The sequence below is a fragment of the Amycolatopsis sp. CFH S0740 genome, from assembly GCF_004522315.1.
Taxonomy (GTDB): Bacteria; Actinomycetota; Actinomycetes; order Mycobacteriales; family Pseudonocardiaceae; genus Amycolatopsis; species Amycolatopsis nivea.
Genome location: NZ_SDLS01000003.1, coordinates 348,493 through 372,742, shown reverse-complemented (window position 1 = coordinate 372,742; position 24,250 = coordinate 348,493). Strand labels below are relative to the sequence as shown.

The window sequence follows — 24,250 nt, the reverse complement described above, 5'->3', positions numbered from 1 at the left end:
GCTCCCCGCTCATGGGGCGACGCATCATGGTCACCGGATGCTCCGGGGCCGGAAAATCCACGCTGGCCAGGCAGATCGGCGCGGCATTGGACATTCCGGTCACCCATCTGGACCGCCTGTACTGGCGACCCGGCTGGGTCCCGGCCCCGCCGGCGGAGTTCCGCGCCGCGGTCGCCGAAGCCGCCAGCACGGACAACTGGGTGATCGACGGCAACTACAGCAAGACCTTCGACCTGCGCCTGCCGTTCGCCGACACCGTCGTGCTGCTGGACGCGTCGCGCTACACCTGCCTGTTCCGCGCCGTGCGGCGGCAACTGCGCGAATGGGGCCAAGAGACGCAGGCCGCCGGATGCGTGTCGAAGATCGACGCCGAGCTGGTCCAGTGGATCTGGAAGTGGCCGACCCGGCGCCCGCTGATGCTGCAGCGGATCGCCGAGGGAGCCCCGACCGCGCGGCAGGTGCTGCTGCGCTCACCGCGCGAGGTGTCGGCGTTCCTACAGCGCCTGCGGTGATCGCCTTGCGGGACCGGGAATACAGTGCCGCGCATGAAGACGGGAACGGCCGCGGAGACCGCCGCACAACTGGAAGCCGAGCTGGAGAAGTATCCCGAGGAGCGGGGAGAGATCCTGCTCGAGGCGGCACAGGCGTGGCGTCAGGCCGGTGACGACGACCGCGCCATCGCATTGCTGACCCAGGCGGTCGCTGCGGGCGGCGAGGACGGGGGCAACGCCCGGGTCGAACTCGCCGAGGTGCTGTTCGACCTCGACCGGGCCGAGGAGGCCCAGACCTGCCTTGACGAGTTGCGGAACGAGCCGCTGTCCTCACCGGTGCCGTATTACCTGGCCGCTGAGCTGCTGGAACACCGCGGCGAGCTCCAGCAGGCACTGACCTGGTTCGACCTGGCCGCAGCCCGGCTGTACGCGCCGGAGCCGACCGGCGGGAACGCGGAGTTCGGGTTCTTCACCCACGCGAACCACATCTTGACTGCTCGCCTACGGGTGCGCCGCGCGCTGGGATTGCCTCCGGACGAGCAGGACGAGTCAGTCCAGAGCCCTTCGGATGATGCCCCTGCTCCCGCCCAGCCCGCGCCGCCAGGGGAAGTGCGAGTGTTGTTCTGGCCCCGCGCCGAGATCCCCCGCGCGCACGAGGCCTGGCCGAACCTGGTCCAGCACGCCGATGCGGACGCCGCCATCGCCGACCGCGAGGCCGCCAACCGGGAGCTGTCCGAGTCGGGCATCGCGCGGATCGCGCTGGTCCCGTTGACCACCGCGAAGCTCCAGGAGTTCGCGACCCGCACCGGTAGCGACCCGGCCGCCGAAGACACCCGGCTGGCCTGCATGAACGAGATCTTCGAGGAAGGCGGCGCGATCGACTGGCCACCGGCGCGCAACGAGCGCTGCTGGTGCGGCTCGGGCGGGAAGTACAAGAAATGCTGCGGCCGTCCCGTAAGCATCTGACCTGCGATTATCTATCCTCGGGAGCAAATCGCGGCACTCGTTCGTTCACTGGGTATGGCTGTCGTGTTCCTGCTCTACGTCATCGCTGAAGTCGCCGCCATCTGGGCGGTCGGCTCGGTCGTCGGTGTGCTCGGCACGATCGGTCTGCTGATCGCGGGCGCGTTCGTGGGTTCGTGGCTGGCGCGTCGCGAGGGCGGCAAGGCGATGCGCGCCTTCATGGCGACCGCGCAGTCCGGCCGCAATCCGGAGAAAGAGCTGACCGACGGGATGCTCGTCGCGCTCGGCGGCGTGCTGATCATGGTCCCCGGCTTCGTCAGCGACGTGCTGGGCCTGCTGTTCCTGCTGCCGCCCACCCGCTCGATCGCCCGGCGGTTCTGGCTGCGCCGCGCGGAGAAGCGCGCCATCCGGTACGCCAACCAGCGCCGCGGTCCGGTGATGGTGGTGGACAGCGAGGTCGTCGCGGAGGAACCGCGGCAGGCGAAGAACCACCCGGTGATCGAAGGCCGGATCGTCGAGGGCTGAACCGCGCGCCACAATGGCTCCCGTGGAGCGGCTGGAAACGACTTCCGCGGTGAGCGCCCGCATGAGCAAACAGAAGTCGCGCAACACCGGGATCGAAATGGCGTTGCGCAAGATCCTGCACGCCGCCGGGTACCGCTACCGAGTGCACCGCCGTCCGGTGAAAGGCGTCCGCCGCGAGGCTGACCTGGTGTTCGGCCCCGCGCGAGTAGCGGTTTTCGTGGACGGCTGCTTCTGGCACGGCTGCCCGGAACACGGCACGTGGCCGAAGAACAATGCCGATTATTGGCGGACCAAGATCGAAACCAACCGCCGCCGGGACGCGAATACCGACGCACTGCTGCACGAAGCGGGCTGGCTGTCGGTGCGAATCTGGGAACACGAGGCGACCGATGTCGCCGCGTCGCGGGTGATCGAGACCGTGAAAGAACGCCGTCCCCATTAATGTTGGCGCCATGCCTCAACCGGGTCAGCCCACCGCCGCGGAGTTCTTCGCCGGCATCGGTCTCGTGCGCCTAGGCCTCGAACCGGCCGGCTTCGACGTCGCGTGGTCCAACGACATCGAACCGGCGAAGCAGGCCATGTACGAGGCACACTTCAACGACCAGGGCGCACATGAGTACGTACTAGGCGATGTCGCCGCCCTCCGCGGCGCCGATCTGCCCGCCGGCCTCAGCCTGGCCTGGGCGTCGTTCCCCTGCACAGACCTCTCGCTGGCCGGCTGGCGCCGCGGCCTGGCGGGCTCGCACTCGTCGACGTTCTGGCAATTCACCCGCATCCTCGACGAACTGGGCCAAGACCGTCCGCCGGTAGTCGCGCTGGAAAACGTAGTCGGCCTGGCAACCAGCCACGGCGGCGACGACCTCCGCGCGGCGATCGGAGAACTCAACCGCCTCGGCTACTCCGCCGATGTCCTCACCTTGGACGCCCGGCGGTTCGTCCCGCAATCCCGGCCCAGGTTGTTCATCGTCGGCGCGCAAAACCCGCCCTCGGACTCACCCGCGCCGTCGCCGCTCCGCCCTCCTTGGCTCGCGCTAGACCCGGCGTTGCGGACACATCGCGCCGCCTTGCCCGCGCCGCCCCCGCTGCTGGTCACCGGGCTGTCCGCCGCCGTCGAACGCCTCTCGCCCGATGACGAGCGCTGGTGGACCGCACCGCGCGCTGACGCGTTCATCGGGTCGCTGTCGCCGCTCCAGTTGGAGCGATTGGCGCAGCTCAAGGCAGGGAAGAAGCTGGTGTACCGGACGGCCTATCGGCGCACCCGCAACGGAAAACCAGTGTGGGAAGTCCGGCCGGACGACATCTCGGGCTGCCTGCGCACCGCCCGCGGCGGATCGTCCAAACAAGCCGTCGTACAAGCTGGCCGCGGCTCGGTGCGGGTGCGGTGGATGACGCCGCGCGAGTACGCGCGGCTGATGGGGGCGGGGAAGTACGCGCTGGAGGGGCTGCGGAACAACCAGGCCCTGTTCGGCTTCGGGGACGCGGTGTGCGTGCCGGTGGTGCGGTGGTTGTCGGAGAATTACTTGATGCCGTTGGCGCGTGGGGAAATGAGCCTCGAAGCCACGGGCTAGTCCGCCCCAGTCGGCTTGGGGATGTCGAAATACCCCGACAACCGCACTGCCGGCGCGTACTCGCCCTTCACCTTTACCTTGCCCGTCACGAACATCGCCGCCACAGCCGCGTTCCCGGTCGCCATGCGGATGAAGTCCTCAACCGCCACCGTGATCGTCGTGTCCGGGGTGCGGGCCAGGTCGGTGCTCGACACGCACAGGCCGTCCTCGATGACTGTTTGGTAGCGGTCGAAATCGTCCCCGGCGGGGAAGCGCCAGGAGACCACAACGTCTACATGCCGGGCTCGGTCTGGGCGGAAGTGTTCTGACATCCGGCGGAAGATCTCGTCCAGGAAGACCGAGCGCAGTTCGTCGTGGTCGGCGATGCCTTTGAGCTGCTCCCGCGAAGCCGCCGCGACGACGTCGACCAACGACTGTGTGGTCAGCGAAGCGATTTCGATGCCGGCTCCGGCGGTGCCGAGCATGTGCAACGTCTCCAGGACCTGCACGAACTGCTCCGGGGTCAGTTTGCCCACCTCGAGAGAGCGGGCGAAACCGTTCACCGCGTGCTCACCGGGTGAGTGCGCGGCACGCATGCGCGAACGCCAGCGGGACACGGAGCGGCTCAGGCCGGTCGGGGCAGGTCGAAGTGGCCGACCAGCCCGGCTGCGAAGGCCAGGTCGCCCTTGACCTTCAGTTTTCCGGTCACGAACAGCACCGCGGGCGTTGCCTGGTGGGTGATGATGCGGAAGAAGTCCACGGGCGAAAGCGTAATCGTCACGCGGGCTTTCTCGCGCATTTCGCGGGACACCGTGCAGGTTCCGTCGGAAAGCACGGTCTCGTAGCGGTCGTAGCCGCCCTCGCCGGTGCCGCCGGACAGCCGCCAGTGGACCACCGCGCGCAGTGACTTCGCACGGATGTGTGCTCCCATGCGCGCGAAGATCTCGTCCAGCACTCGCTCGCGCAGCGGACGTTCGGCGACCACGGCTTCCAGCTGCGCCCGCGACGCCCGCGCGACCAGCGTGGCGAACTTCGTCGGGTCGACCTTGTCCAGCGAGAACGCCGGCACCTGTTCCGACAGCCGCATCAGCGCCGCCAGCAGCCGGTTCATGTCGGAGCGGCCCAGTTCGCGGGGGTCGATGGCGTCCGCGACCGCGTTGACGTCGAGCGCGCTCGCGTCGACGGCTTCGGTGCGGTCCAGCGCGTCCAGCAGCGCGACCCCGCGCAGGCCGGCCAGGTCAGAGCTGGTCGCCTCCGGGTTGTCGGCCATCTTCCACCCCTTCCGGAACTTTCCGCCGTAAGGCTACCGGTGAGTAGGTAGCGCGGCAAGCAACGCCGCCGACCTGGGGACGGGTACCGTCCGTGCCAGCGAGAGGGAGGAAACAGTCACCGTGTCCGACGAAGATCAGCGCCCACCCGAGCGAGCGAGGCGGCTCCCGAGGGCGGTCCGTGAACGCCAGATCCTGGACGCCGCGGTGCAGGTGTTCTCCCAGCACGGCTACCACTCGGCGTCGATGGACGAGATCTCCGAGGTCGCGGGCGTCTCCAAACCGATGATCTACACCTATCTCGGCTCGAAGGAAGACCTGTTCGGCAAGAGCATCCAGCGCGAGGCGACGCGCCTGCTCGAGGCCATCCAGGCAGGCGTGCAGCCCGATCTGCCGCCGGACATGCAGCTGTGGCACGGCCTGCGCTCGTTCTACCGCTTCGTCGCCGAATACCGCGAGTCCTGGACGGTGCTGCACCGCCAGGCATTGACGGTCGGCGGCGGCTTCGCGGCGGAGATCACCGCGATGCGCACGCGCGCGATCGAACTGGTCGCGGCGCTCGTGGTGGCCGCGGGCACCCGCAAGGGCCTCGGCGAGCAGACGGAGTTCTCCGGCCCCGGTTTGGCCGCGGCGCTGGTCGGCGCGGCGGAATCGCTGGCCGACTGGGCACTGGACCACCCGGAGATCTCCGACGGCGTGCTCGCGTCCTGGCTGATGAACCTGGTGTGGCTCGGGTTCAACGACCTGGTTGAGGGGCAGGTCTGGAAGCCCTCAGAGTGAGCGGCGCGGCTCTGCCCGTCTCGATCTGTGCGTTGGTGTTCACGGTCTTCTCGTTCTGGTGCTCAACGCGCGACCGGGTCGGCTGAAGACCTTCCCACCGCACACCTTTGCCTCCGGCCCAGAGCGGGACGGCGGGCAGTCGGTGCTCATCCCGCTGGTTCTCCACAACACTGGTGTGCTGCCGATTGTTGTGCGAGATCTCCGTGTCGTGGTGCTGGAAGAACGAGAAGCCCTCAGAGGGCTGAGATCACCCCGTCCAGGTGCGGTTTCGGCTTCCGGGCGTGCCACAGCTCGAAGGCCCACCCGTCGTCGGTCTGCCAGGTCGTGAATGCCGCGCGGCCAGGCAGCAGCACCGGCTGTTTGAACCGCACCGCGACGCTGTATGCGTCCGGCAGCCTGCCCTCGAAGGACGCCAGCGCGTGCGCCTTCGTCCACATCCCGTGCGCGATCGCCTTCGGGAAGCCGAACAGGCGTGCGGTCAGCGGGTGCAGGTGGATCGGGTTGCGGTCGCCGGAAACCTCGGCGTAGCGGCGGCCGATGTCGCCCGGGACGTGCCACAGCGCGGACGGTTTCGGGGGCGTCAGCTGGGTGCGCGGACCCGACGAACCCGAGCCCGAGCCGGTGCGGCGGAGATAAGTCGACACCTCGCTCCACACCGTGTCCGCGCCCGCGTGGACCTCGCTCACCATGTCGAACTGGCTGCCTTTTTCGTGCGGGCGCAGGTTTTCCGCGCGCACACTCACCCGGAACGTCTCGCCCAGCAGCAACGGACGGTGTTGCGTGATCCGGTTCTCGACGTGCACCAAACCCAGCAGCGGGAACGGGAACCCCGGCTCGGTCATCAACGCCATCTGCAGTCCGAAGACCAGCATGTGCGGATACGTCGCGGGCAGCTCGTCCGAGAAGCGGAATCCGCAGACTTCGTTGTAGGCCGCGACGTGTGCCGGGTCTACGACGACCTCGGGGCGCACCAACTCCGTACTAGGCAGAGTCGAGCCGCCGCCGCGGCGCAGCAGGGCTTTCGGGTACAGCGTCGCCAGGCTGGGCACGCTCGTCACTTCACGAACAGCCATCCCTCACGCCCCCAGCAGCGCCTGGCCGCACACGCGGACCAGGTTCCCGTTGACCGCGGCCGACGCCGGGTTGGCGTACCAGGCAATGGTTTCCGCGACGTCCACCGGCAGCCCGCCCTGTCCGAGGCTCGACAGCCGCCGTCCAGCCTCGCGGATGAACAGCGGTACCGCGGCCGTCATCTTGGTCTCGATGAACCCGGGCGCGACCGCGTTGATCGTGCCGCCGTACTCCGCGAGCTGCGGCGCGCCGACGTTCACCATCCCGATCACGCCCGCCTTCGACGTCGCGTAGTTCGTCTGGCCGACGTTGCCCGCGATGCCCGCGATGGACGAAACCCCGATGACACGGCCGTTTTCGCGCAGGATCTTGTCGCCGAGAAGCTTGTCGTTCACCGCGAGCTGCGCGGCGAGGTTCACCGCGATGACCGAATCCCAGCCGCCTTCGGTCATGTTGCCGAGCGTCTTGTCGCGGGTAATGCCGGCGTTGTGCACCACGACATCCACCCCGCCGTGGCGCGAGGTCAGGTACTCGGCGAGCTTGGCGGGCGCGTCCGCGGCGGTGATGTCCAGTTGCAGCGCCGAACCGCCGATCCGATTGGCCACAGTGGACAGATCGCCGCCCTGCGCGGGGATGTCCAGCGCGACCACGTGCGCGCCGTCGCGGGCGAGGGTTTCGGCAATTGCCTCGCCGATGCCCCGCGACGCACCGGTCACCAGCGCGACCTTGCCGTCCAGCGGCTTTTCCCAGTTCTCCGGCGTCGGCGCGGTCTTGGCGTGCGTGCCGACGCGGATGACCTGGCCGTCCACGAACGCCGACTTCGCCGACAGCAGGAACCGCAGCGTCGACTCGGCCGCGTCTTCCGCCCCTTCGGCGACGTACACCAGCTGCGCCGTCGCGCCGCGCTTCAGTTCCTTGCCGACCGAGCGGACGAAACCCTCCAGCGCGCGCTGCGCGATCCGCTCGCGGCCCTCGGCCAGCTCCGGCGGCGTGCCGAGCACGACCACCCGGCCGGATGAACCGACCTTCCGGATCACCGGGTGGAAGAACCGATAGACCTCACGCAGCTGGCCCGGGTCCTTCACGCCGGTGGCGTCGAACACCAGCGCCGCGTTCCGGTCGGCAGGCGCGCTGATCACCTCGATACCCGCCTCGGTGAGCTGCGCCCGGACGGTCTTCTCCAGCCGTCCGCCCGGCGCGGCCCCGAGAAGTGCGGGACCCTCAAGAGCGGGTTGGCCGGGACGGTACCGGCGCAACGTCGCGGGGTTGGGCAGGCCGAGCTTCGGCACCACGAACTTCCCCAGCGGGGTCTTCGTGAACTGCTGGTACCTGTCCGCCATCACGTGCCTCCCGTGCAGTCTGCGTCACGTCGCAGTCTAACCTACTCGCTAGTAGGTTACAGTGTGAAAGGCACGACTCCAGAGAGGTGGACGGCATGGCGACCAGGAAAACCCCGGCGGTGCGCAAGGTCGCGATCGTCGGCGGGAACCGGATCCCCTTCGCGCGGTCGAACGGCCCGTACTCCCGGGCCTCGAACCAGGACATGTTCACCGCCGCGCTGGACGGTCTGGTCAGCCGGTTTTCGCTGCAGGGCGAGGTGATCGGCGAGGTCGCCGCCGGTGCGGTGCTCAAGCACTCCAAGGACTTCAACCTCGCCCGCGAAAGCGTCCTCGGCAGCAAGCTCTCGCCCGCGACGGCGGCATCGGACGTCCAGATGGCGTGCGGCACCGGATTGCAGGCAGTCATCAACGTCGCCCACAAGATCGCGCTCGGGGAGATCGATTCGGCGATCGCGGGTGGCGTCGACACCACGAGTGACGCCCCGCTGGCGGTCAACGCCAACCTGCGCCAGATCCTCGTGCAGCTCAACGCGGCGAAGACGCTCGCCGACCGGCTCAAGCTGGTCGCGAAGATCCGCCCTGGCCACATCGTGCCGGAGATCCCGCGCAACGCCGAACCGCGCACCGGACTGTCGATGGGGGAGCACGCCGCCCTCACCGCGCAGGTCTGGGACATCACCCGCGAGGCGCAGGACGAACTGGCCGCGACCAGCCACCGCAACCTCGCCGCCGCCTACGACCGCGGCTTCTTCGACGACCTGGTCACGCCGTACCTCAAGCTCGCCCGCGACCAGAACCTCCGCCCGGACTCCTCAGTCGAAAAGCTCGCCAAGCTCAAGCCGGTCTACGGCGGCCCGGACGGCACGATGACCGCGGGCAACTCGACCCCGCTCACCGACGGCGCGTCGACCGTCCTGCTCGCGACCGAGCAGTGGGCGAAGGCGCACAAACTGCCGGTGCTGGCGTACCTGACGTTCAGCCAGACCGCGGCTGTCGACTACGTGCACGGCGACGAGGGCCTGCTCATGGCCCCCGCGTACGCGGTGCCGCGGATGCTCGAGCGCGCCGGATTGACGTTGCAGGACTTCGACTTCTACGAGATCCACGAGGCGTTCGCGTCTCAGGTGCTCGCCACGCTCAAGGCGTGGGAGGACCCGGCGTTCGCCAAGGAGAAGCTCGGCCTCGACGCGCCGCTCGGCTCGATCGACCGCACCAAGCTGAACGTGAACGGCTCCTCGCTCGCGGCCGGGCACCCGTTCGCCGCGACCGGCGGCCGGATCGTCGCGACGCTCGCGAAACTGCTGAACGAGAAGGGTTCCGGACGCGGCCTGATCTCCATTTGCGCGGCGGGCGGCCAGGGCGTCACCGCGATTCTGGAGAAGTAAGCACGCCGACAAGGCCGCCGCCCGGAAACCCGGGTGGCGGCCTTGTTCGCGCACTCAGTCGGTAAGCGACTTCTCCGCGCGCTTGGCCAGCTTGTCGGCGCGCTTGCCCGCCTTCTTCGCCGCGCGCCGGGCCCGCCAGCCCAGCGACGGCTTGCCCGCGGTGTCGCTCGCGGCCAGCAGCAGCCCGCCGGCCAGCGACGCGTTCTTGAAGAACTGGATCTGCTGGGCCTGCTTCTCGCCCGGATCGGACAGCTGCCAGAACCGGTGCGCGGCCAGCGTCGTCGGCACCAGCGAGCCGAGCAGCGCCACGGCCGCCAGCCGCGGGGCCTTGCCGCTCGCCAGCGCGAGCCCGGCCCCGATCTTGACCGCCGCGTCGATCCGCACCAGCGTGGCGGGATCGCGCGGGACCTGGTCCGGAACCAGGCCCTCGACCTTGTCGAAGGTCTCGGCGAGGAACGGTTCGGCCGCCTTCGCGTGGCCTTGGGTGTCACGCAGGGCACCGATGCCGCCCAACACGAAGATCGACGCGAGCAGTGGACGTGCCACCCGGCGCAGTATCACGGTCTCGCCTCTCTGATCTGGAATCCCTGGAGATGAACCTACAACCGGGATTGCCCGCCACGCTCCCCGCCGAACCGAGCTAGCGATACCTAGGCGAATATTGCTTTTATTCTAGATTCCCCTAGACAGTTCTAGCGGACTTCGTCCTTGACCTTGCCGCTACGTCAACCTCTACCGTCGAAGCCGTGGTCAGGACGGAATGGTCGATCCAGGACATCGCCCGGTCCGCGGGCACGACGAGCCGGACCCTGCGGCATTACGACGCCGTCGGGCTCCTGCCGCCGACCCGGATCGGCAGCAACGGCTACCGCTACTACGACGGGGACTCGCTCGTCCGGTTGCAGCGGATCCTGCTGCTGCGCGAACTGGGACTGGGTCTGCCCGCGATCGCCGAGGTGCTCGACGGCCAACGCGACGGCGCCGCGGCCCTCGAAACGCACCTGGCGCTGCTGGAGAAGGAGCGGCAGCGGATCGGGCGGCAGATCGAGTCCGTGCGGACCACGCTCCGGAAACTGAAGGGAGGTGAACAACTCATGGCAGAGGAAATGTTCGACGGGTTCGACCACACCCAGTACAAGGAAGAGGTCACCCAGCGCTGGGGCGCCGACGCCTACCGCAAGGGCGACCAGTGGTGGCGGTCGCTGTCCGAGGCCGAGAAGAAGGCCCACCAGCAGGAGCAGGTCGACATCGGCTTCGCGTTCGGAGCCGCTCGCGACGCTGGTCACGACGCCGGTTCGGCCGAAACGCAGGCGGTCACCGCGCGGCTGCACGAGTGGCTGAAGGCTACCGGGATGGAGATCTCGAAGTGCTACTTCGCCGGTCTCGGGCAGATGTATGTCGACGACCCGCGGTACGGCTCGTACGACGAGAAGCACGGCCCCGGCACGGCCGAGTACATCCGCGACGCGATGAAGATCTACGCGGAGCGGAACCTGACGGACTAACGCTCCGTCAGAGTGGGCGCTGGGGGTAAGGATGGACGGGGCTGCAGACCCGGCCATCCTTCGGCGACACGCACTAGCTGTATATGGCGGAATATCGGGCCCACGCTAGATACCTCGATACGGTGACAGAGTGGACCCCATCCGCAACCCCTTCGCGCCCGGTGCCGGGCAGCGGCCGCCCGAGCTGGCTGGCCGGGAAAGGGAGCTGAAGGCGTTCGAGGTCGTCCTTGAACGCGTCGCTCGCGGACGGCCGGAGCGCAGTCTCGTGCTGACCGGCCTGCGCGGGGTCGGCAAAACGGTGCTGTTGGGGGAGCTGCGGTCGATGGCCGTCCGGCACCGGTGGGGTGCGGGCAAGATCGAAGCGCGGCCGGACGCGGAACTGCGGCGTCCCTTGTCGGCGGCGTTGCACCGGGCGATCCGCGACCTCGCCGTGCGGCATCGCGCGCCGGACCGGGTCGAGGAGGTGCTCGGGGTGCTGAAGGCGTTCGCGCTCAAGGCGAACAAGCCGGACGCGAAGCTGCGCGACCGCTGGCAGCCCGGCATCGACGTGCCCGCCGCCCAGGGCCGGGCGGATTCCGGCGACATCGAAATCGACCTGGTCGAGCTGTTCACCGACGTCGCCGAACTGGCCGCGGACGTCGGCACCGGCGTCGCGCTGCTGATCGACGAGATTCAGGACTTGCAGCCGGACGACGTCTCGGCGCTGTGCGCGGCTTGCCATGAGCTGTCACAGTCCGGCGCGCCGCTGGTCGTGGTCGGAGCGGGGTTGCCGCACGTGCCCGCGGTGCTGTCGGCGTCGAAGTCGTACTCCGAGCGGCTCTTCCGTTACTCGCGCATCGACCGGCTCAGCCGCGAGGACGCCGACTACGCGGTGATGGCTCCGATCGAACGCGAGGACGCCGGGATCGAACCGGAGGCGCTCGACGCGCTGTTCGACGCGTCCGGCGGGTATCCGTATTTCATCCAGGCCTACGGCAAGGCCGCCTGGGACGCCGCGCCCGCCGACCCGATCACGGTCAAGGACGTGCAGGTCGCCGCGCCCGAGGCGGAGTCGGAGCTGGCGGTCGGGTTCTTCGGGTCGCGCTACGAACGCGCCACGCCCGCCGAACGCGAGTACCTGCTCGCGATGGCCGAGCTGACCCAAGGCCGCGACGAGGCCGCCGGCACCGCCGATGTGGCGGTTTACCTGGGGCGCAAGCCGTCGTCGTTGTCGCCGGCGCGCGACAGTCTCATGAAGAAAGGCCTGGTCTACTCCGCCGAACGCGGGCAGATCGCCTTCACCGTGCCGCACTTCGGGCACTACCTGCTCGGCCGCGACTGAGCGGATCTTCCCTTCGCTACCGGTCTATGCGACCGCCTAGCTGTTTCTAGCGATTTTGCTAGATATCCGTAGAAGAAGTTAGCGCGTTAGCGGTTTGTGACCGCCAACACGAGATCTGTCCGGTGGAGTCCAGGTGGCTGCCGATGATTATTCGGCAAGTGCCCCATGTCACCGTAGATTCGTTGGCTTCCTTGTGAAAAAAGGTGCATACTAGAGACACAGCCACCGAAGACCTCTGAAGGGGATGCAGAAGACAATGAGCAACATCGCCGCCAAACTCCGTGCCCGTCGCGCCGAGGCTCGCACTCGCCGGGCGCTGAACCGGGCGATCGACACCGCGGCCACCTCGACGGTCCGCCAGGAGCTCATCGCCCTCGCCCAGGCGCGTCAGCCGTTCATGCGCTGACCTGCACGGATAACCTGTTGGTGGGTCACTCACGCGAGTGATCTAGACCACAGCGAATCCTGGGTGTAACGCCGCGGAGAGCCGCGTCGATACCCACTACGACCCCGTGATGCTGGCGGACCCCCGACCTGGCAGCATCACGGGGTTTCCATATGTCTGGACCATTTCGGCCGCTCGCCCACCACCGGGGGAATTCCCTTGCCCCGAGCGGGCGGCGGGGCGATGCTTGACTCAGTCAACGATCGAGTCAAGGTGGTCCCCGTGCCGGATTCCGTCCTCACCGAACGCGTTGCCACGGTTCGCGCATTCAACCGGCTCTACACCGGCGTGATCGGCGTCCTCGACGAGGGACCCGCCGACGCCGAATACTCGCTGAGCGAAGCGCGGGTGCTGTTCGAACTCGCCCAACAGGACCGGCTGCAGGTCAGTGATCTGCGCAAACGGCTGTCCCTCGACGGCGGCTACGCGAGCAGGCTGCTCGGCAGGCTGGAAACCCGCGGTCTCGTCACCCGGGAACGCTGCGCGGACGACGCGCGCCGCCAGCTCGTCACGCTCACCGAGGAGGGCCGCGCCGCCTTCGCCGATCTCGACCACCGTTCGGCCAGCCAGATCGGCAGCCTTCTCGACCAGTTCGCGGACGCCGACCAGCGCCGTCTGCTCCGCGCGATGGGGACCATCACCGCACTCGTCGGCGAATCGGTGCCGGAACCGACGATCTCCCTGCGCGCCCCACGGCCGGGCGACCTCGGCTGGGTGGTGCACCGGCACGGTGCGTTGTACGCCGAGGAGTACGGCCTCGACGAACGCTTCGAAGCCCTGGTCGCGCGCGTGATCGCCGACTTCGCCGACCACCGCGACGACCCGCGCCAAGCCGGCTGGATCGCCGAACTCGACGGCGAACGAGTCGGCAGTATTTTCTGCACCCCCGGCGACGAGGAAGGCACCGCGAAGCTCCGGTTGCTCCTGCTGGAACCGGCCGCGCGCGGACACGGCGTCGGCAAGCGGCTGGTGCGGGAATGCGTCGAATTCGCCAGCGCGCAGGGGTATCGGTCGATGGAGCTGTGGACCCTGTCGCTGCTCGCCGCCGCGCGCGGGATCTACCGCAGTGCCGGGTTCGAACTCGTCGGCGAGGAAGAGACGGACGCGTTCGGGCCGTTGGTGACCGGCGAGACCTGGCGGCGGGAGTTATAGATGTTCGTCTTGTACTGCGCCGTGTGCGATCGCCGGACATTGCTGGGCGTCGACGAGGTCGACTGGGTCGAGAACCTGACGCGCGGCGTGATCTCGGTGTCCGGCCACTGCCCGCTGGGACACGACGCGGTCATCCTGACCGGCGACGCGTTCACCCCGCACGCGGACCCGAGGTATTTCGGGCCCGCGCCGCGAGTATGGACGAAACCGGTGCACCGCCTGCGCGGCTGGCTGCGCACGAGGTTCCAGATGAGCCGCGACCTGCCGGGCCCGTTCTATCGCTTCTGACGCCCCATCAAGTAAAACTCCGGATTCGGCTTGAGCGCGGTCAGATGCGCGAGCCGGTTGGACATCGCGAACAACGCGGTGATCGCGCCGACGTCCCAGATCTCGTCCTCGGTCAGCCCCGCCTCGCGGGCCGCCTCCAGATCGCCCTCGCCGAACAACGCGGACTCGTGGGACAACGCCAACGCGAGATCGAGGATCGCCCGGCCGCGCTCGTCGAGTTCGACCTGCCACGGATTCGCCGCGACCTGGTCGGAGAGTTCGGGGTCCTTGGCGCGGATCCGCAGGATCGCTCCGTGCGCGACGATGCAGTAGGTGCAGTGGTTCGCGCCGGAGGTGGCTACGACGACGAGCTCGCGTTCGGCCTTGGTGAGTCCGCCTTCGCGTTCCATGAGCGCGTCGTGGTAGTCGAGGAAGGCCCGCAGCTCGGCCGGACGGTGGCCTAGGGCGCGGAAGATGTTCGGCGTGAAGCCGGATTTCTCCGCGATGGCGCCGATGCGCTCGCGGAGATCGTCGGGAAGGTCTTCGAGTTCCGTCACGGGGAACCGGCTCACGGGGTTGGTCATGCCGCCCACGCTAACCCGCGCGGTTCGCGTACGGGAGGGGGTCGGGTGGGACAAGGTAGCCGGATGGACGAGCGACCGGCGTTGCGGCCGATACCGCGGTGGGTGATCTGGGCTGGGCTTCCGGCGATGATTCTGCTTGCTGGGGTGGCGGTGTGGGTGCTGCTTGCGTTCGCGCCGGACTCGGCGCAACTGGATGCGATCCGGACTGGCGGGACGCTCGGGGTTGGACTCGGTGGGGCGGTGGCGTTGTGGCTGGCGGTGCGGAAGCAGCGATCGACCGAGTTGGATCTTTTGCAGAAGCAGGAGTCGCATCGGCTCGCGGAGCAGGTCGCTGCGGATACGCGAGAACATCAGCTTCGTACGGCCGCTGATGCTCGGGAGGATGCGCTGGCTCGGCGGGTGACTGAGCAGTATGGAAAGGCTGTTGACCAGCTCGGGTCGGAGCGCGCGCCGGTGCGATTGGGCGGGTTGTATGCACTGGAACGGCTTGGACAGGACCATGCAGATGGTCGGCTGCGGCAGATGATCGCTGATGTGTTGTGTGCGTACCTGCGAATGCCCTCGGAAGGATCGGTCGAGGAAGCGCAGGTCCGCAGGACCGCCCAGAAGATCATCGCGGACCACTTGCATCCAGTTGAAGAGCGGCACTGGCCCGGGCTACTTCTCGATCTGTCCGATGCACACCTCGACCAGGTCTCATTCGACGGCTGCCGCTTCGGAGAGGCCCTGTTCACCGGAACGAATTTCAGTGGCGTCGCCAACTTTGCCGGCGCGGTATTCGACGGCCGGGCCGACTTCAGCCGAGCACACTTCGCCTCACCGGCAGACTTCCGTGGCGCGAAGTTCGCGAACGAGACCATCTTCGACGACACGGAGTTCGCGCATAACGCAACGTTCCTGGAGATCGAGTTCGGCGGGGACGTTGCCTTCGACAACGCGACGTTCAGGCGTGACGCCTGGTTCTACAAATCACAGTTCTCCGGTCTCGTGACGTTCGTGGGCATCTCGTTCCTGCATTACGTGAGCTTTCGTTCCATCGTCTTCGACAGCCTGGTGCATTTCACCGGTGCTCGGTTCGGCGGCAACGTCAGCTTCTACGATTCCCAGTTCGTCGTTCCGCCCGCGCTGGACGACGCGCGGGTGCAGGTCGGCTTGGACGATTCCGCCAAGAGCCACTGGCCGGAGGGATGGACCCTCGGCGATCCCGAAGACGGCTGGGCACCCCTGATCCGAACCACCTGACCCCGGATGCGCCCCGTTCACCCGGAAGGGGTTTGCTTACCCCGTGAACTGGACCGCGTACGTGGACGGTTACTGCGAGCGCACCGCGCCCGGACTCTGGGGAGAGCCGCTCAACGACCTGGCCAACCTGGCCTTTCTCGTGGCCGCCGGGATGGTCTGGTGGCGGGCCGACGGGCAGCGCGCCGGGCGGGTGCTCGCTGCGCTGATCGGGTTGATCTTCGTTGCCAGCAGCGTGTTCCACCTCGTCGCCACGCGGTGGGGAGCGGTCGCCGACTCCGCGGCCATCCTGGTCTTCACCTTGTTCTACGCCGCGGCCTTTCCCCGGGTGTTCTTGCGGGCGAAAGCCAAGTGGTCCTGGCTCGGGGCACCGGCGTTCCTGGCCGTCACCGGTGCGTCGGCGGCACTCGGCGGCGGGTTGTATCTGCCCGCACTGGCAGGGCTCGCTGGGTTCGCGATCGCGTTGGCGGTAAAGCGCGAGCCGTACTGGCTGCACTTCACGATGGCCGCCGCGGTGTTCGCGTTGTCGTTGTCCTTCCGGACTGTCGACGGAGTGATCTGCGGAGACTTCCCGGCGGGCACGCATTTCCTGTGGCATTTGCTCAACGCGGTCGTCCTGTACGTCGTCGCGAAGGCGATGATCGGCAAAACAGAAGAGGCCTCCGCGCCGGAAACCGACGCGGAGGCCTCTGTCTAAAAAGGACTCAGTGCGCGCCGATCGGGCGCAGGTCCTTGTCGTGTTCGTCGGCGTGGTAGTCCTCGGGCGCGGTTTCGTCGTTGCCCGGGCTCCACTTCAGGGCCCGTGCGATGACCGAGACCACCGCGGCCACCACGATGTTCGCGATCAGGGCCACGAAACCGGGGTAGATCTGAACCACGGCGAGTGCGGTGCCGCTGAACGGGTGCCAGCCGAAGATCGACAGGTTGCCCATGGCCAGCGCGGAACCGCCGAAGTGGAGTTTTCCGTTGGTGGGGTTGGGGATTCCGTACAGCATAATCAGGCCCCAGCCCATGCCGACGATCCAGCCGGCGATGAGGCCCGCCTTGTGGAACCAGCGCGTGTACAGGGCGATCGCCACCGCGGGCAGGGTCTGCAGGATCAGCACGCCGCCGATCAGCTGCAGGTCGATCGAGAACTGCGGGTCGATCAGGATGATCACCAGCACCGCACCCAGCTTGACCACCAGCGACGCCAGTTTGGCCTGCTTCGCCTCCTGCTTCGGCGTCGCGTCCTTGCGGATGTACTCCTTGTAGATGTTGCGCGTCCACAGGTTCGCCGCGGCGATCGACATGATCGCGGCGGGGACCAGTGCGCCGATGCCGATCGCGGCGAAGGCGATGCCCGCGAACCAGTTCGCGAACTGCGAGTCGAACAGCAGCGGGACGATCGTGTTGCCGTCCGGCTTTCCGGTGGCGGCGTTCGTCAGCGGCTTGACGCCCGCCGAGATCGCGACGTAGCCCAGCAGCGCGAGCAGGCCCAGCACGAACGAGTAGGCAGGCAGCGCCACCATGTTCCGCTTGATCACGTTGCGGCCGCGCGAGGCGAGCACGCTCGTGAGCGAGTGCGGGTACAGGAACAGCGCGAGTGCCGAACCCAGCGCCAGCGTCGCGTACTGCAGCTGGTTGCTCGAGGTCAGCAGGATCGAACCGGACGGCTTGCCCGTCTTCGGATTCGGCTTGGCGAGCGTTTCCTTGGCGGTGTTGAAAATGTGGTCCCAGCCGCCGAGCTTCGAGGGCAGGTAGATGACCGCCACGATGATCACGATGTAGATCAGGATGTCCTTGACGAACGCGATCAGCGCGGGGGCCCGCAGGCCGGACTGATACGTGTAGAGCGCCAGGATCACGAACGCGATCAGCAGCGGCAGGTGCCCGACGATGCCGGAACCGTTGATGCCCATCGTGCGCAGCACGGCTTCCAGGCCGACCAGCTGCAACGCGATGTACGGCATGGTCGCGACGATGCCGGTGATCGCGACCAGCAGCGCCAGCGTCGGCGAACCGAAGCGGCCGCGGACGAAGTCGGCGGGGGTCACGTAGCCGCGCGAACGGCTGACCGACCACATGCGCAGCGCGGGCAGCAGGACGATCGGGTAGACGACGATCGTGTAGGGCAGCGCGTACAGGCCGAGCGCGCCGGCGCTGAACACGAGCGCGGGCACGGCGACGAAGGTGTACGCGGTGTAGAGGTCGCCGCCCAGCAGGAACCAGGTGATCCACGAACCGAACTTGCGGCCGCCGAGGCCCCATTCGTCGAGATGGTCGAGGCCGCCGCCGGCCTTCCACCGCGAGGCGACGAAGCCGAGCACGGTGACGACGACGAACAGGAACGCGAAGACGATGAGTTCGACCCACTGGATGTTGCTCATCGGGCGTCCCCCTCGTCCAGGTCGTCAACGCTCAGCTCGTCCCGGCCGCCGCCCCGCGGCTTGTTCTTGGTGGCCAGGTAGACGATGCCGGTGCACAGCACGCCCAGCACCACGAACGCCAGCTGGAACCAGTAAAAGAACGGAAGGCCGAACAGCCGCGGCCCGTCGAAGTTGAACAGCGGCGTGACCAGGATCAGCAACGGGATCAGCAACAGCAGGTTCCAGGCACTGAACTGGAACCCGCGCACCCGACCGCCCGGTTTGGCAGTGGACATCGAACCTCACCTAACACTCACGTGACACGCGACCGCCTGACCCTAGACCCCGGTCATCCCGCCGTCATACGAGTTCGATATCGATTCGATCAGCACTACGAACACGTTCCAGGGTGTGGACAACCTCGGGGACAACCCGCTTCCGCGCCGCCCCGGCGAACCGTTCGCTACCCCTATCGGCGGGACCAGGCCGCCCCGAATGCCCCAAGAGCTTGTGCCGGACGGCGGTTGTCCACGGGGTTCGGCAGCTTGTGCACAGAGTTATCCACAGGCAGTGGACAACTCTGTGGCTAAACTGAACGGCATGGTCCGCGTGCCCCTCACCGACGAAGAACGCTCCCGCGGCGAGCGGCTCGGCCTGGTGCTGCGCGCCGCCCGGGCCGGACGCAGCATGGTCGACGTGGCCGCGGAAGCGGGCATTTCGGTCGAAACCCTGCGCAAGATCGAGACCGGACGGATCCCGACGCCCGCGTTCTTCACCGTCGCCGCGATCGCTGACGCGGTGGGGATGCCGCTGGACCGGGTGCGCGTCGCGTGCGAGGGCGACGCGGCGGCGTTTTCGCAGGCCAGCTGAGTTTTTCCAGGCTGATCGGGCAGTACCGCGGGACGGTTGAGCGGGCACCCGTGGGCTGAGGGATTCCCCTGTGGACAAGTCCGGCAGCTCAGCTGACCGGCGACTCTTCGCGTAGCGCCACCGCGGCGCGGACGAGTGCGGCCACCTCGGGGGAGCGGCTGTTCGGCGGCCAGCCGATCACCGTGGTGACGTCCGGGGCGTCGACGACCGGCACCGCGACGTGTTCCGGCCACTGCCAAGCCCGGCTCGACGCGGGAATCACCAGCAGTGTCCGGCCGAGCGCGACGAGCTGGGCGAGCGTCGACTGGGTGCGCACCTCCGGGCCGGGGCCGTCCGGGTAGGTGCCGTCGAGGAGAGGCCAGCGGGCGATCGGCAGGTCCGGCACGTCGCTGACCTCGGCCAGGGTCAGGGTTTCCCGCGCGGCGAGCGGATGGGTGGCCGGGAGGATCGCGACCTGGCCCTCGACCTGGAGATCCTCGGTGTCGAAGCCAGCGAGGTCGTCGTACGGGCGGTGCATGATCGCCACGTCCGCCGAACCGTCGCGCAGGAGTCCGGCTTGCTCGCCGACCTCGCACAACAGGATCTCGACCGGCGGACCCGCGGCCAAGAGCCGCTGCAGGAGGTCGTGCGACGCTCCGGCTTTGGTCGCCAGCACCAGCGGATGATTCCCGGCTCGACGCGTGCGCCGGGCAGCGGCCGCGGCGGCGGCGAGGGCCAGCCGGGATTCGCGCAGCAGGACCCGGCCTGCCTCGGTCAACGCGACGCCGCGGCGGTTGCGTTCGAGGAGTTGCACTCCGAGCCGTCGCTCCAGCTGGGCGATCGCGCGCGAGAGCGGCGGCTGAGCGATCCCGAGCCGTTCGGCGGCGCGGCCGAAGTGCAGTTCTTCGGCGACCGCGGCGAAGTAGCGGAGTTCGCGGGTCTCGAGGTCGTCCACCAGCGCCAGCGTAATACCCCGCGGGTATCACAGCGGACTCACTTGATCTTGGACGCGACAGGAACCCGTGCCGACCATGGACGGAGTGAACAACACGAAGACCGCGCTGGTCACCGGCGCGAACAAGGGAATCGGCCTCGCCATCGCGCACGGCCTCGGCTCGATCGGCTTCACCGTCGCCGTGGGTGCGCGGGACGAAAACAACCGCGAGCAGGCCGTCAAAGAACTGCGCGGCGCGGGCATCGACGCGTTCGGGGTCGCGCTCGACGTCACCTCCGACGACAGCGTCGCCGCCGCGGCCAAGTCCATCGAACGGCTCGACGTCCTGGTCAACAACGCCGGCATCAGCGGCCCGTTCGACGGCGGCGCCCAGGATCCGACGACACTCGACCTCGACGTCCTCCGCACGGTCCTGGACACGAACGTCTTCGGCGTCGTCCGGGTCACGAACGCGATGCTGCCGCTGCTACGCCGCGCCGAGTCGCCGCGCATCGTCAACCTGTCCAGCAACATGGGTTCGCTGAAGCTGCGAACCGGACCGATCCTCGCCGCTTACGCGCCGTCGAAGACGATGCTCAACAGCATCACCGTGCAGTACGCCCGCGCGCTCGCCGACACGAACGTCATCATCAACGCCGCGTGTCCCGGTTACGTAGCAACGGATTTCAACGGCTACGCCGGAACCAGGACCCCCGAGCAGGGCGCGGCGATCGCGGTCAAACTCGCGACTCTGCCGGACGACGGGCCGCGCGGCGGGTTCTTCGACGACGCCGGGGAGGTCCCCTGGTGACGCCTCAGCCGCGCAGGTCGGCGAGGACCCGTTCCCGGTCGTTGAGGTAGCGGCAGTCGCGGACCGGCAGTTCGAACGAGTTCAGCAGCTTCTCGAAGTCCGCGTACTCGTCCGGGTTGAGCTGGATGCCGGTCACCTCGAAGTGCGCGGCCAGGGTGTCGGCCAACTCCTCCCATTCGCCGGACCACTGCAGATCGCGGTAGTGCTCGAGGTCTTCGGCAGGCATCCGGTCGGCGAGCAGGCGCAGGACGCTGTCGACGAAGTAGCTGATCCGGTTGCCCGCGCGGTCGTCGACGGTCGGGTTCGCCGGGTCTCGCGCGGCGTCCGCGTTCCGGACGACGCCGGGGCCCGGCAGCGGGTAACTGGTGTGCACGTTCCCGTCGCCGTTGACCAGGACGACCACGCGCACGCCGTAGCGTTCGCCGACGCAGCGCCAGCGGCCGTTGTACTGCTGCCGCCGGGGTTCGCCCGGATCGTTGGCGACGTCCTTGACCACCGCGATGATCTGCTCGTCGCTCCATCCGGGCGGGAACTCGCACGTCGCCCTGCGTCCGATGCCGGAAGCGTGTCCACCGCCCACGTTCGGCTCCTCTCGTCGGCACGGAGCCTAACCCGGACTACGCCGTTCAGCCGAGTTGTGCCAACACCAGGATTCCGACCGCCAGCAGGTCCGGACCGCGGAACAGTTGCCGCATAAGGTTTGCTGGCATCGGGCCAGCGGGGGTGTCGACGAAACCCGCGCTGCTGTAGTCGACCGGTTGCCGCGTGACGGTACGCAACACCGACAGCACCGCCAGGGCGACGGTCACCCACGAGAGCGGCGAAAATGCGGTGCCCAAAGCCAAAAGCGCCACTGAGAGCAGAACGCACCAGACCAGCGCGACCACCGTCAGCGCGACACCGTGGGCGATCACCAGCTCCTGCGACGACGAACCCAGCCACCGTCGCCGACCCGGATTCCGCCACAGCACGCCAAGACCGGCCCCGAAAGGAGTAAGCGCGACGTACGCGCCGATGCCGATGAGCACCGGTCCCGGCAAAGTGGGAACAGCAACATGTCCGACGGCTACCGCGAAAGCCACTAACAAAACCGCGCCCGCGTACCGGGAACGGCCGACGATCCCGACCCACGCGAGCCGGAACGCGGTGGGCGGGCGCAACGACCACGAACCGGCGGGCGCGGACTCCGGCAGCATCATCATCGGGTCGAGGAACGTCACCGCCATCGCGCGCAGGACCCGCGCGTTCCAGCCGTCCAGCAGCACCGCGCGACCGGCGCCGCTGACCGCTTCGCCGCCAAAAGCCAGCAATAGCCCGCATAACGCGAGCGCCGCACCGACGTACTGCACCGCCATCGCGTCGAGCCTCGCTGCGGCGATGACGACGCCAGCCACCGCAAGCAGCAGCGGTCCGGCGGCTTCGAAAATGAACGCGGTGCGCCGCGCGGTGGTGAACGCGAGGATCGTGCCGCCCGCGACGAGGGCCGCGGCGGCACGCCACCAGTCGACCGAACTGCCGCCGACCGCCAGCATCAGCGCGGCGAGATATCCGATCACCACCACGAATCCGGTGAGCACGCCGACCAGCCGGGTCGCCACGACGCGGCGACGGTCCACCTGCGCGAAATCCATCCAGGTCAGCTCGGCCGGTTCGGCCCAGACGAACCCGCGGCGCAGCAGGCTTCGCCAGCCCACGGCGGCGCACAACGCGACCAGGCCGAGCACCGCCGAATAGTCCACTGCGGACGGTCCAAAGAGGACTCGATGCCAGGCGTCGGTGCGGAAAAAGGCGGTGAACAGGAAGCCGACGCCGAAGATCAGCACGAACGTAGGACTGTCACCGCTGAAAATGCCGCCGAACCGCTTGCGGCCGGGCACACGCAACCGGGTCACCACAGTTCGAGCACGCTGTCTGCCGTGTCCAGCAACGGTTGATGGTGCGTGGCAACGACAACTGCCGCGCCTGCCGCGGTGGAGCGGCCGATCAGTTTGACCAGCCATTCCTTGCCCGCGGTGTCGAGCGCGCGTTCCGGCTCGTCCAGCAACAGCACGCGATGCGGCCGCGCGGTGACGCCGAGCAGCAGCAACCGGCGACGCTGTCCGGCCGAGAAATGCCCGGCGGTGACGCGGGCGCGTTCGGCGAGCCCCGCGTCCGCGAGCAGTTCGCCGTAATCGCCGAGGTCTTCGCCGAACGAGCCGGAGAGCAGTTCCAGGTGCTGCATCGGAGTCAGTTCGGCGAAGAAGTCCGAATCGTCGAAGAGCACGGAAACCTTGCGGCGGAAGGAAACACTGCGTTCGTCCGGTTTGGCTCCGTCGATCAGCACCCGGCCCCGCTGCGGTTCCTGCATTCCGTACAGACACCGCATCAAGGTGGATTTCCCGACGCCGTTAGGCCCGACGAGCACCGCGCATTCGCCGGGGTCGACGGAAAAATCGAGATCCTCCAGCAACCACAGGTCACCGGCCTTCACGCCGAGCCCGCGCGCGTCCACTATCGGCGACACAGCAGCTCCACCACCGGGGCCAGCACTTCGAGATTCGGCTCGAGGACAGTGAAATAGCTGAAACCGAACCGAGCGCGATGCGCGACCAGCTGCTCGGCGATTCCCTCGACGGTACCGACCAAGACAGTGGGCACTTCAGCCAATTCGTCCAGCGTGAGCGTGTCGCTGAGGCGCGCATGGATTTCGCGCAGCGCGCTTTCGCGATCATCAGTGATCTGGACGAATTGCACGAGCAGGTTGAATTCCGCGTCGCGGCCGGCGAGCCGCTCAGTGACAAACCGCGTGCGTTCTTCCACCGCGTCCGCCGTCGCCAGCATCAGCGGGGCACCGTCGCGCACCTTTGCCATGCCGCTGAAGGCAATCGTCGCCGCGTGTTCGGCGGCGAGCGAAAGCAACCGGTCGCCGCGGCCGCCGATCATCAACGGGGGACCGCCGGACTGCACGGGTTTCGGCGCGTATTCCGGATCCGCGTACAGCCGCGCGAGTTCCTTGATCGCGAGTTCGAGGTGATCGACCCGGGAGCCCGCACTGGGAAACGGCATTCCGGCCGCTTCGAACTCCGCTTTGACATAACCGGCACCGAGCCCGAGTTCGAGCCGTCCGGACACGAATTGGTCCGTGCCCGCGACGTCGCGCGCGAGCAGCACCGGGTTGTAGAACGGCGCGTTGAGCACGAAAGTGTTGAGCCGCACCCGTTCGGTGACCGCACCGGCCAGCACGAGCGCGGGAAACGGCGGCGCGATGCCGAGGTGGTCGGCCACGCTCAGCACGTCGTAGCCGAGTTCCTCGACCCGGCGGCATTTCGCGACCCACTCGTCACGCGGGCCCGGCCGCACCAGGTTCACGCCGAACCGGAAAGTCTTCTCCCCAACAGAGGCCATGCGGCCCACGCTACCGTTTCCGGGAACGAAGAAGGGGACGT

29 protein-coding genes are annotated in these 24,250 nt (G+C 68.1%); 16 read left to right on the top strand and 13 right to left on the bottom strand.

The features are described 5' to 3' along the window. The first annotated feature begins 11 nt into the window (after positions 1–11). From EIZ45_RS07990 to EIZ45_RS07970, 5 genes are read left to right on the top strand one after another with little or no spacing between them, the layout of a single operon-like run. Positions 12–512, top strand: a complete 501-nt coding sequence (locus tag EIZ45_RS07990) for a DNA topology modulation protein FlaR (protein WP_134664255.1) — start codon at positions 12–14, stop codon at positions 510–512. 33 nt (positions 513–545) lie between these two features. Next, positions 546–1,457, top strand: a complete 912-nt coding sequence (locus EIZ45_RS07985; protein ID WP_134664417.1) for an SEC-C metal-binding domain-containing protein — start codon at positions 546–548, stop codon at positions 1,455–1,457. 54 nt (positions 1,458–1,511) lie between these two features. Beyond that, positions 1,512–1,979, top strand: a complete 468-nt coding sequence (locus EIZ45_RS07980) for an FxsA family protein (protein ID WP_037808993.1) — start codon at positions 1,512–1,514, stop codon at positions 1,977–1,979. A gap of 13 nt (positions 1,980–1,992) precedes the next feature. Then, complete coding sequence (locus EIZ45_RS07975; protein ID WP_107050910.1) at positions 1,993–2,421, top strand: very short patch repair endonuclease; 429 nt, start codon at positions 1,993–1,995, stop codon at positions 2,419–2,421. Positions 2,422–2,431: 10 nt separating this feature from the next. After that, positions 2,432–3,547: a DNA cytosine methyltransferase gene (locus EIZ45_RS07970; RefSeq protein WP_134664253.1), complete on the top strand. Its 1,116-nt coding sequence runs from the start codon at positions 2,432–2,434 to the stop codon at positions 3,545–3,547. Here EIZ45_RS07970 and EIZ45_RS07965 read toward each other — a convergent pair. Together EIZ45_RS07965 and EIZ45_RS07960 are read right to left on the bottom strand one after the other, a co-directional pair. Beyond that, positions 3,544–4,122, bottom strand: coding sequence for an SCP2 sterol-binding domain-containing protein (locus tag EIZ45_RS07965; RefSeq protein ID WP_205670003.1), 579 nt, complete (start codon positions 4,120–4,122; stop codon positions 3,544–3,546). The two genes, EIZ45_RS07970 and EIZ45_RS07965, sit on opposite strands and share 4 nt — an antisense overlap. A 29-nt stretch (positions 4,123–4,151) precedes the next feature. Then, complete coding sequence (locus EIZ45_RS07960; protein ID WP_037808997.1) at positions 4,152–4,796, bottom strand: SCP2 sterol-binding domain-containing protein; 645 nt, start codon at positions 4,794–4,796, stop codon at positions 4,152–4,154. A 121-nt stretch (positions 4,797–4,917) separates the two neighbouring features. Between EIZ45_RS07960 and EIZ45_RS07955 the strand changes: the two genes are divergently transcribed. Further along, complete coding sequence (locus EIZ45_RS07955) at positions 4,918–5,574, top strand: TetR/AcrR family transcriptional regulator (protein WP_134664251.1); 657 nt, start codon at positions 4,918–4,920, stop codon at positions 5,572–5,574. Positions 5,575–5,807: 233 nt separating this feature from the next. Here EIZ45_RS07955 and EIZ45_RS07950 read toward each other — a convergent pair whose 3' ends face one another. Next, positions 5,808–6,647, bottom strand: coding sequence for a MaoC/PaaZ C-terminal domain-containing protein (locus EIZ45_RS07950; RefSeq protein WP_134664249.1), 840 nt, complete (start codon positions 6,645–6,647; stop codon positions 5,808–5,810). Positions 6,648–6,650: 3 nt separating this feature from the next. Continuing rightward, complete coding sequence (locus tag EIZ45_RS07945; RefSeq protein WP_037809002.1) at positions 6,651–7,985, bottom strand: 3-oxoacyl-ACP reductase; 1,335 nt, start codon at positions 7,983–7,985, stop codon at positions 6,651–6,653. 95 nt (positions 7,986–8,080) lie between these two features. On the opposite strand from EIZ45_RS07945, the gene EIZ45_RS07940 reads away from it, so the two are divergent. Then, positions 8,081–9,370 (top strand): acetyl-CoA C-acetyltransferase, encoded by a 1,290-nt coding sequence (locus EIZ45_RS07940; protein WP_037809004.1) that lies wholly within the window; start codon positions 8,081–8,083, stop codon positions 9,368–9,370. Between the two features lie 54 nt (positions 9,371–9,424). On the opposite strand, the gene EIZ45_RS07935 is transcribed toward EIZ45_RS07940, so the two are convergent. Beyond that, a complete protein-coding gene (locus tag EIZ45_RS07935; RefSeq protein ID WP_134664247.1) occupies positions 9,425–9,931 on the bottom strand; it encodes a DoxX family protein in 507 nt (168 codons plus the stop codon). A 185-nt stretch (positions 9,932–10,116) separates the two neighbouring features. Here EIZ45_RS07935 and EIZ45_RS07930 point away from each other — a divergent pair, with 185 nt between their 5' ends. The 5 genes from EIZ45_RS07930 to EIZ45_RS07915 all read left to right on the top strand — a co-directional run bounded on the left by EIZ45_RS07930 (position 10,117) and on the right by EIZ45_RS07915 (position 14,081). After that, positions 10,117–10,875, top strand: a complete 759-nt coding sequence (locus EIZ45_RS07930; protein ID WP_134664245.1) for a MerR family transcriptional regulator — start codon at positions 10,117–10,119, stop codon at positions 10,873–10,875. Positions 10,876–11,005: 130 nt separating this feature from the next. Then, positions 11,006–12,196, top strand: a complete 1,191-nt coding sequence (locus tag EIZ45_RS07925; protein WP_037809009.1) for an ATP-binding protein — start codon at positions 11,006–11,008, stop codon at positions 12,194–12,196. 256 nt (positions 12,197–12,452) lie between these two features. After that, entirely contained in the window at positions 12,453–12,602 is a 150-nt protein-coding gene (locus tag EIZ45_RS46005) for a hypothetical protein (RefSeq protein ID WP_162836041.1), read from the top strand. Between the two features lie 261 nt (positions 12,603–12,863). Beyond that, on the top strand, positions 12,864–13,793 hold the full coding sequence (locus EIZ45_RS07920; protein WP_240690706.1) for a bifunctional helix-turn-helix transcriptional regulator/GNAT family N-acetyltransferase: 930 nt from the start codon (positions 12,864–12,866) through the stop codon (positions 13,791–13,793). After that, complete coding sequence (locus EIZ45_RS07915; protein WP_037809011.1) at positions 13,794–14,081, top strand: hypothetical protein; 288 nt, start codon at positions 13,794–13,796, stop codon at positions 14,079–14,081. Here EIZ45_RS07915 and EIZ45_RS07910 read toward each other — a convergent pair. Then, entirely contained in the window at positions 14,069–14,644 is a 576-nt protein-coding gene (locus EIZ45_RS07910; RefSeq protein ID WP_037809430.1) for a peroxidase-related enzyme, read from the bottom strand. The two genes, EIZ45_RS07915 and EIZ45_RS07910, sit on opposite strands and share 13 nt — an antisense overlap. Before the next feature lie 63 nt (positions 14,645–14,707). On the opposite strand from EIZ45_RS07910, the gene EIZ45_RS07905 reads away from it, so the two are divergent. Continuing rightward, positions 14,708–15,886 (top strand): pentapeptide repeat-containing protein, encoded by a 1,179-nt coding sequence (locus EIZ45_RS07905; RefSeq protein WP_134664241.1) that lies wholly within the window; start codon positions 14,708–14,710, stop codon positions 15,884–15,886. A gap of 43 nt (positions 15,887–15,929) precedes the next feature. Beyond that, on the top strand, positions 15,930–16,580 hold the full coding sequence (locus EIZ45_RS07900; RefSeq protein ID WP_134664239.1) for a hypothetical protein: 651 nt from the start codon (positions 15,930–15,932) through the stop codon (positions 16,578–16,580). Between the two features lie 7 nt (positions 16,581–16,587). On the opposite strand, the gene mctP is transcribed toward EIZ45_RS07900, so the two are convergent. Continuing rightward, positions 16,588–18,252, bottom strand: coding sequence for a monocarboxylate uptake permease MctP (gene mctP, locus EIZ45_RS07895; RefSeq protein WP_037809015.1), 1,665 nt, complete (start codon positions 18,250–18,252; stop codon positions 16,588–16,590). Then, positions 18,249–18,527, bottom strand: coding sequence for a DUF3311 domain-containing protein (locus EIZ45_RS07890; protein WP_043831686.1), 279 nt, complete (start codon positions 18,525–18,527; stop codon positions 18,249–18,251). Before EIZ45_RS07890 ends, mctP begins: the two co-directional genes overlap by 4 nt. 304 nt (positions 18,528–18,831) lie before the next feature. Here EIZ45_RS07890 and EIZ45_RS07885 point away from each other — a divergent pair, with 304 nt between their 5' ends. Then, on the top strand, positions 18,832–19,101 hold the full coding sequence (locus EIZ45_RS07885; RefSeq protein ID WP_037809018.1) for a helix-turn-helix domain-containing protein: 270 nt from the start codon (positions 18,832–18,834) through the stop codon (positions 19,099–19,101). 88 nt (positions 19,102–19,189) lie between these two features. Here the strand turns inward: EIZ45_RS07885 and EIZ45_RS07880 are convergent, their stop codons facing one another. After that, positions 19,190–20,035, bottom strand: coding sequence for a LysR family transcriptional regulator (locus tag EIZ45_RS07880; protein WP_134664234.1), 846 nt, complete (start codon positions 20,033–20,035; stop codon positions 19,190–19,192). A 76-nt stretch (positions 20,036–20,111) separates the two neighbouring features. Here EIZ45_RS07880 and EIZ45_RS07875 point away from each other — a divergent pair, with 76 nt between their 5' ends. Next, the gene (locus EIZ45_RS07875) at positions 20,112–20,825 is read left to right on the top strand and encodes an SDR family oxidoreductase (RefSeq protein WP_134664232.1); all 714 of its coding nucleotides are present in this window, start codon (positions 20,112–20,114) and stop codon (positions 20,823–20,825) included. Between the two features lie 4 nt (positions 20,826–20,829). On the opposite strand, the gene EIZ45_RS07870 is transcribed toward EIZ45_RS07875, so the two are convergent. The 4 genes from EIZ45_RS07870 to EIZ45_RS07855 are packed head-to-tail and all read right to left on the bottom strand — an operon-like array spanning position 20,830 to position 24,209. Then, positions 20,830–21,405, bottom strand: coding sequence for an EndoU domain-containing protein (locus EIZ45_RS07870; protein WP_037809021.1), 576 nt, complete (start codon positions 21,403–21,405; stop codon positions 20,830–20,832). A gap of 46 nt (positions 21,406–21,451) precedes the next feature. Next, positions 21,452–22,720: a DUF6297 family protein gene (locus tag EIZ45_RS07865; protein ID WP_134664230.1), complete on the bottom strand. Its 1,269-nt coding sequence runs from the start codon at positions 22,718–22,720 to the stop codon at positions 21,452–21,454. Next, the gene (locus tag EIZ45_RS07860; RefSeq protein WP_134664413.1) at positions 22,714–23,319 is read right to left on the bottom strand and encodes an ABC transporter ATP-binding protein; all 606 of its coding nucleotides are present in this window, start codon (positions 23,317–23,319) and stop codon (positions 22,714–22,716) included. The genes EIZ45_RS07865 and EIZ45_RS07860 overlap by 7 nt, the downstream gene beginning before the upstream one ends. Then, positions 23,316–24,209, bottom strand: coding sequence for a TIGR03621 family F420-dependent LLM class oxidoreductase (locus EIZ45_RS07855; protein ID WP_134664228.1), 894 nt, complete (start codon positions 24,207–24,209; stop codon positions 23,316–23,318). The genes EIZ45_RS07860 and EIZ45_RS07855 overlap by 4 nt, the downstream gene beginning before the upstream one ends. Positions 24,210–24,250 lie beyond the last annotated feature (41 nt).

Bases quoted from the DNA above. Each gene is read 5' to 3' on its own strand.
- EIZ45_RS07990 (WP_134664255.1), top strand. From the start codon at position 12: ATGGGGCGACGCATCATGGTCACCGGATGCTCCGGGGCCGGAAAATCC.
- EIZ45_RS07985 (WP_134664417.1), top strand. From the start codon at position 546: ATGAAGACGGGAACGGCCGCGGAGACCGCCGCACAACTGGAAGCCGAG.
- EIZ45_RS07980 (WP_037808993.1), top strand. From the start codon at position 1,512: ATGGCTGTCGTGTTCCTGCTCTACGTCATCGCTGAAGTCGCCGCCATC.
- EIZ45_RS07975 (WP_107050910.1), top strand. From the start codon at position 1,993: ATGGCTCCCGTGGAGCGGCTGGAAACGACTTCCGCGGTGAGCGCCCGC.
- EIZ45_RS07970 (WP_134664253.1), top strand. From the start codon at position 2,432: ATGCCTCAACCGGGTCAGCCCACCGCCGCGGAGTTCTTCGCCGGCATC.
- EIZ45_RS07965 (WP_205670003.1), bottom strand. From the start codon at position 4,122: ATGCGTGCCGCGCACTCACCCGGTGAGCACGCGGTGAACGGTTTCGCC.
- EIZ45_RS07960 (WP_037808997.1), bottom strand. From the start codon at position 4,796: ATGGCCGACAACCCGGAGGCGACCAGCTCTGACCTGGCCGGCCTGCGC.
- EIZ45_RS07950 (WP_134664249.1), bottom strand. From the start codon at position 6,647: ATGGCTGTTCGTGAAGTGACGAGCGTGCCCAGCCTGGCGACGCTGTAC.
- EIZ45_RS07945 (WP_037809002.1), bottom strand. From the start codon at position 7,985: ATGGCGGACAGGTACCAGCAGTTCACGAAGACCCCGCTGGGGAAGTTC.
- EIZ45_RS07940 (WP_037809004.1), top strand. From the start codon at position 8,081: ATGGCGACCAGGAAAACCCCGGCGGTGCGCAAGGTCGCGATCGTCGGC.
- EIZ45_RS46005 (WP_162836041.1), top strand. From the start codon at position 12,453: ATGAGCAACATCGCCGCCAAACTCCGTGCCCGTCGCGCCGAGGCTCGC.
- EIZ45_RS07915 (WP_037809011.1), top strand. From the start codon at position 13,794: ATGTTCGTCTTGTACTGCGCCGTGTGCGATCGCCGGACATTGCTGGGC.
- EIZ45_RS07910 (WP_037809430.1), bottom strand. From the start codon at position 14,644: ATGACCAACCCCGTGAGCCGGTTCCCCGTGACGGAACTCGAAGACCTT.
- EIZ45_RS07905 (WP_134664241.1), top strand. From the start codon at position 14,708: ATGGACGAGCGACCGGCGTTGCGGCCGATACCGCGGTGGGTGATCTGG.
- mctP (WP_037809015.1), bottom strand. From the start codon at position 18,252: ATGAGCAACATCCAGTGGGTCGAACTCATCGTCTTCGCGTTCCTGTTC.
- EIZ45_RS07890 (WP_043831686.1), bottom strand. From the start codon at position 18,527: ATGTCCACTGCCAAACCGGGCGGTCGGGTGCGCGGGTTCCAGTTCAGT.
- EIZ45_RS07885 (WP_037809018.1), top strand. From the start codon at position 18,832: ATGGTCCGCGTGCCCCTCACCGACGAAGAACGCTCCCGCGGCGAGCGG.
- EIZ45_RS07875 (WP_134664232.1), top strand. From the start codon at position 20,112: ATGGACGGAGTGAACAACACGAAGACCGCGCTGGTCACCGGCGCGAAC.
- EIZ45_RS07855 (WP_134664228.1), bottom strand. From the start codon at position 24,209: ATGGCCTCTGTTGGGGAGAAGACTTTCCGGTTCGGCGTGAACCTGGTG.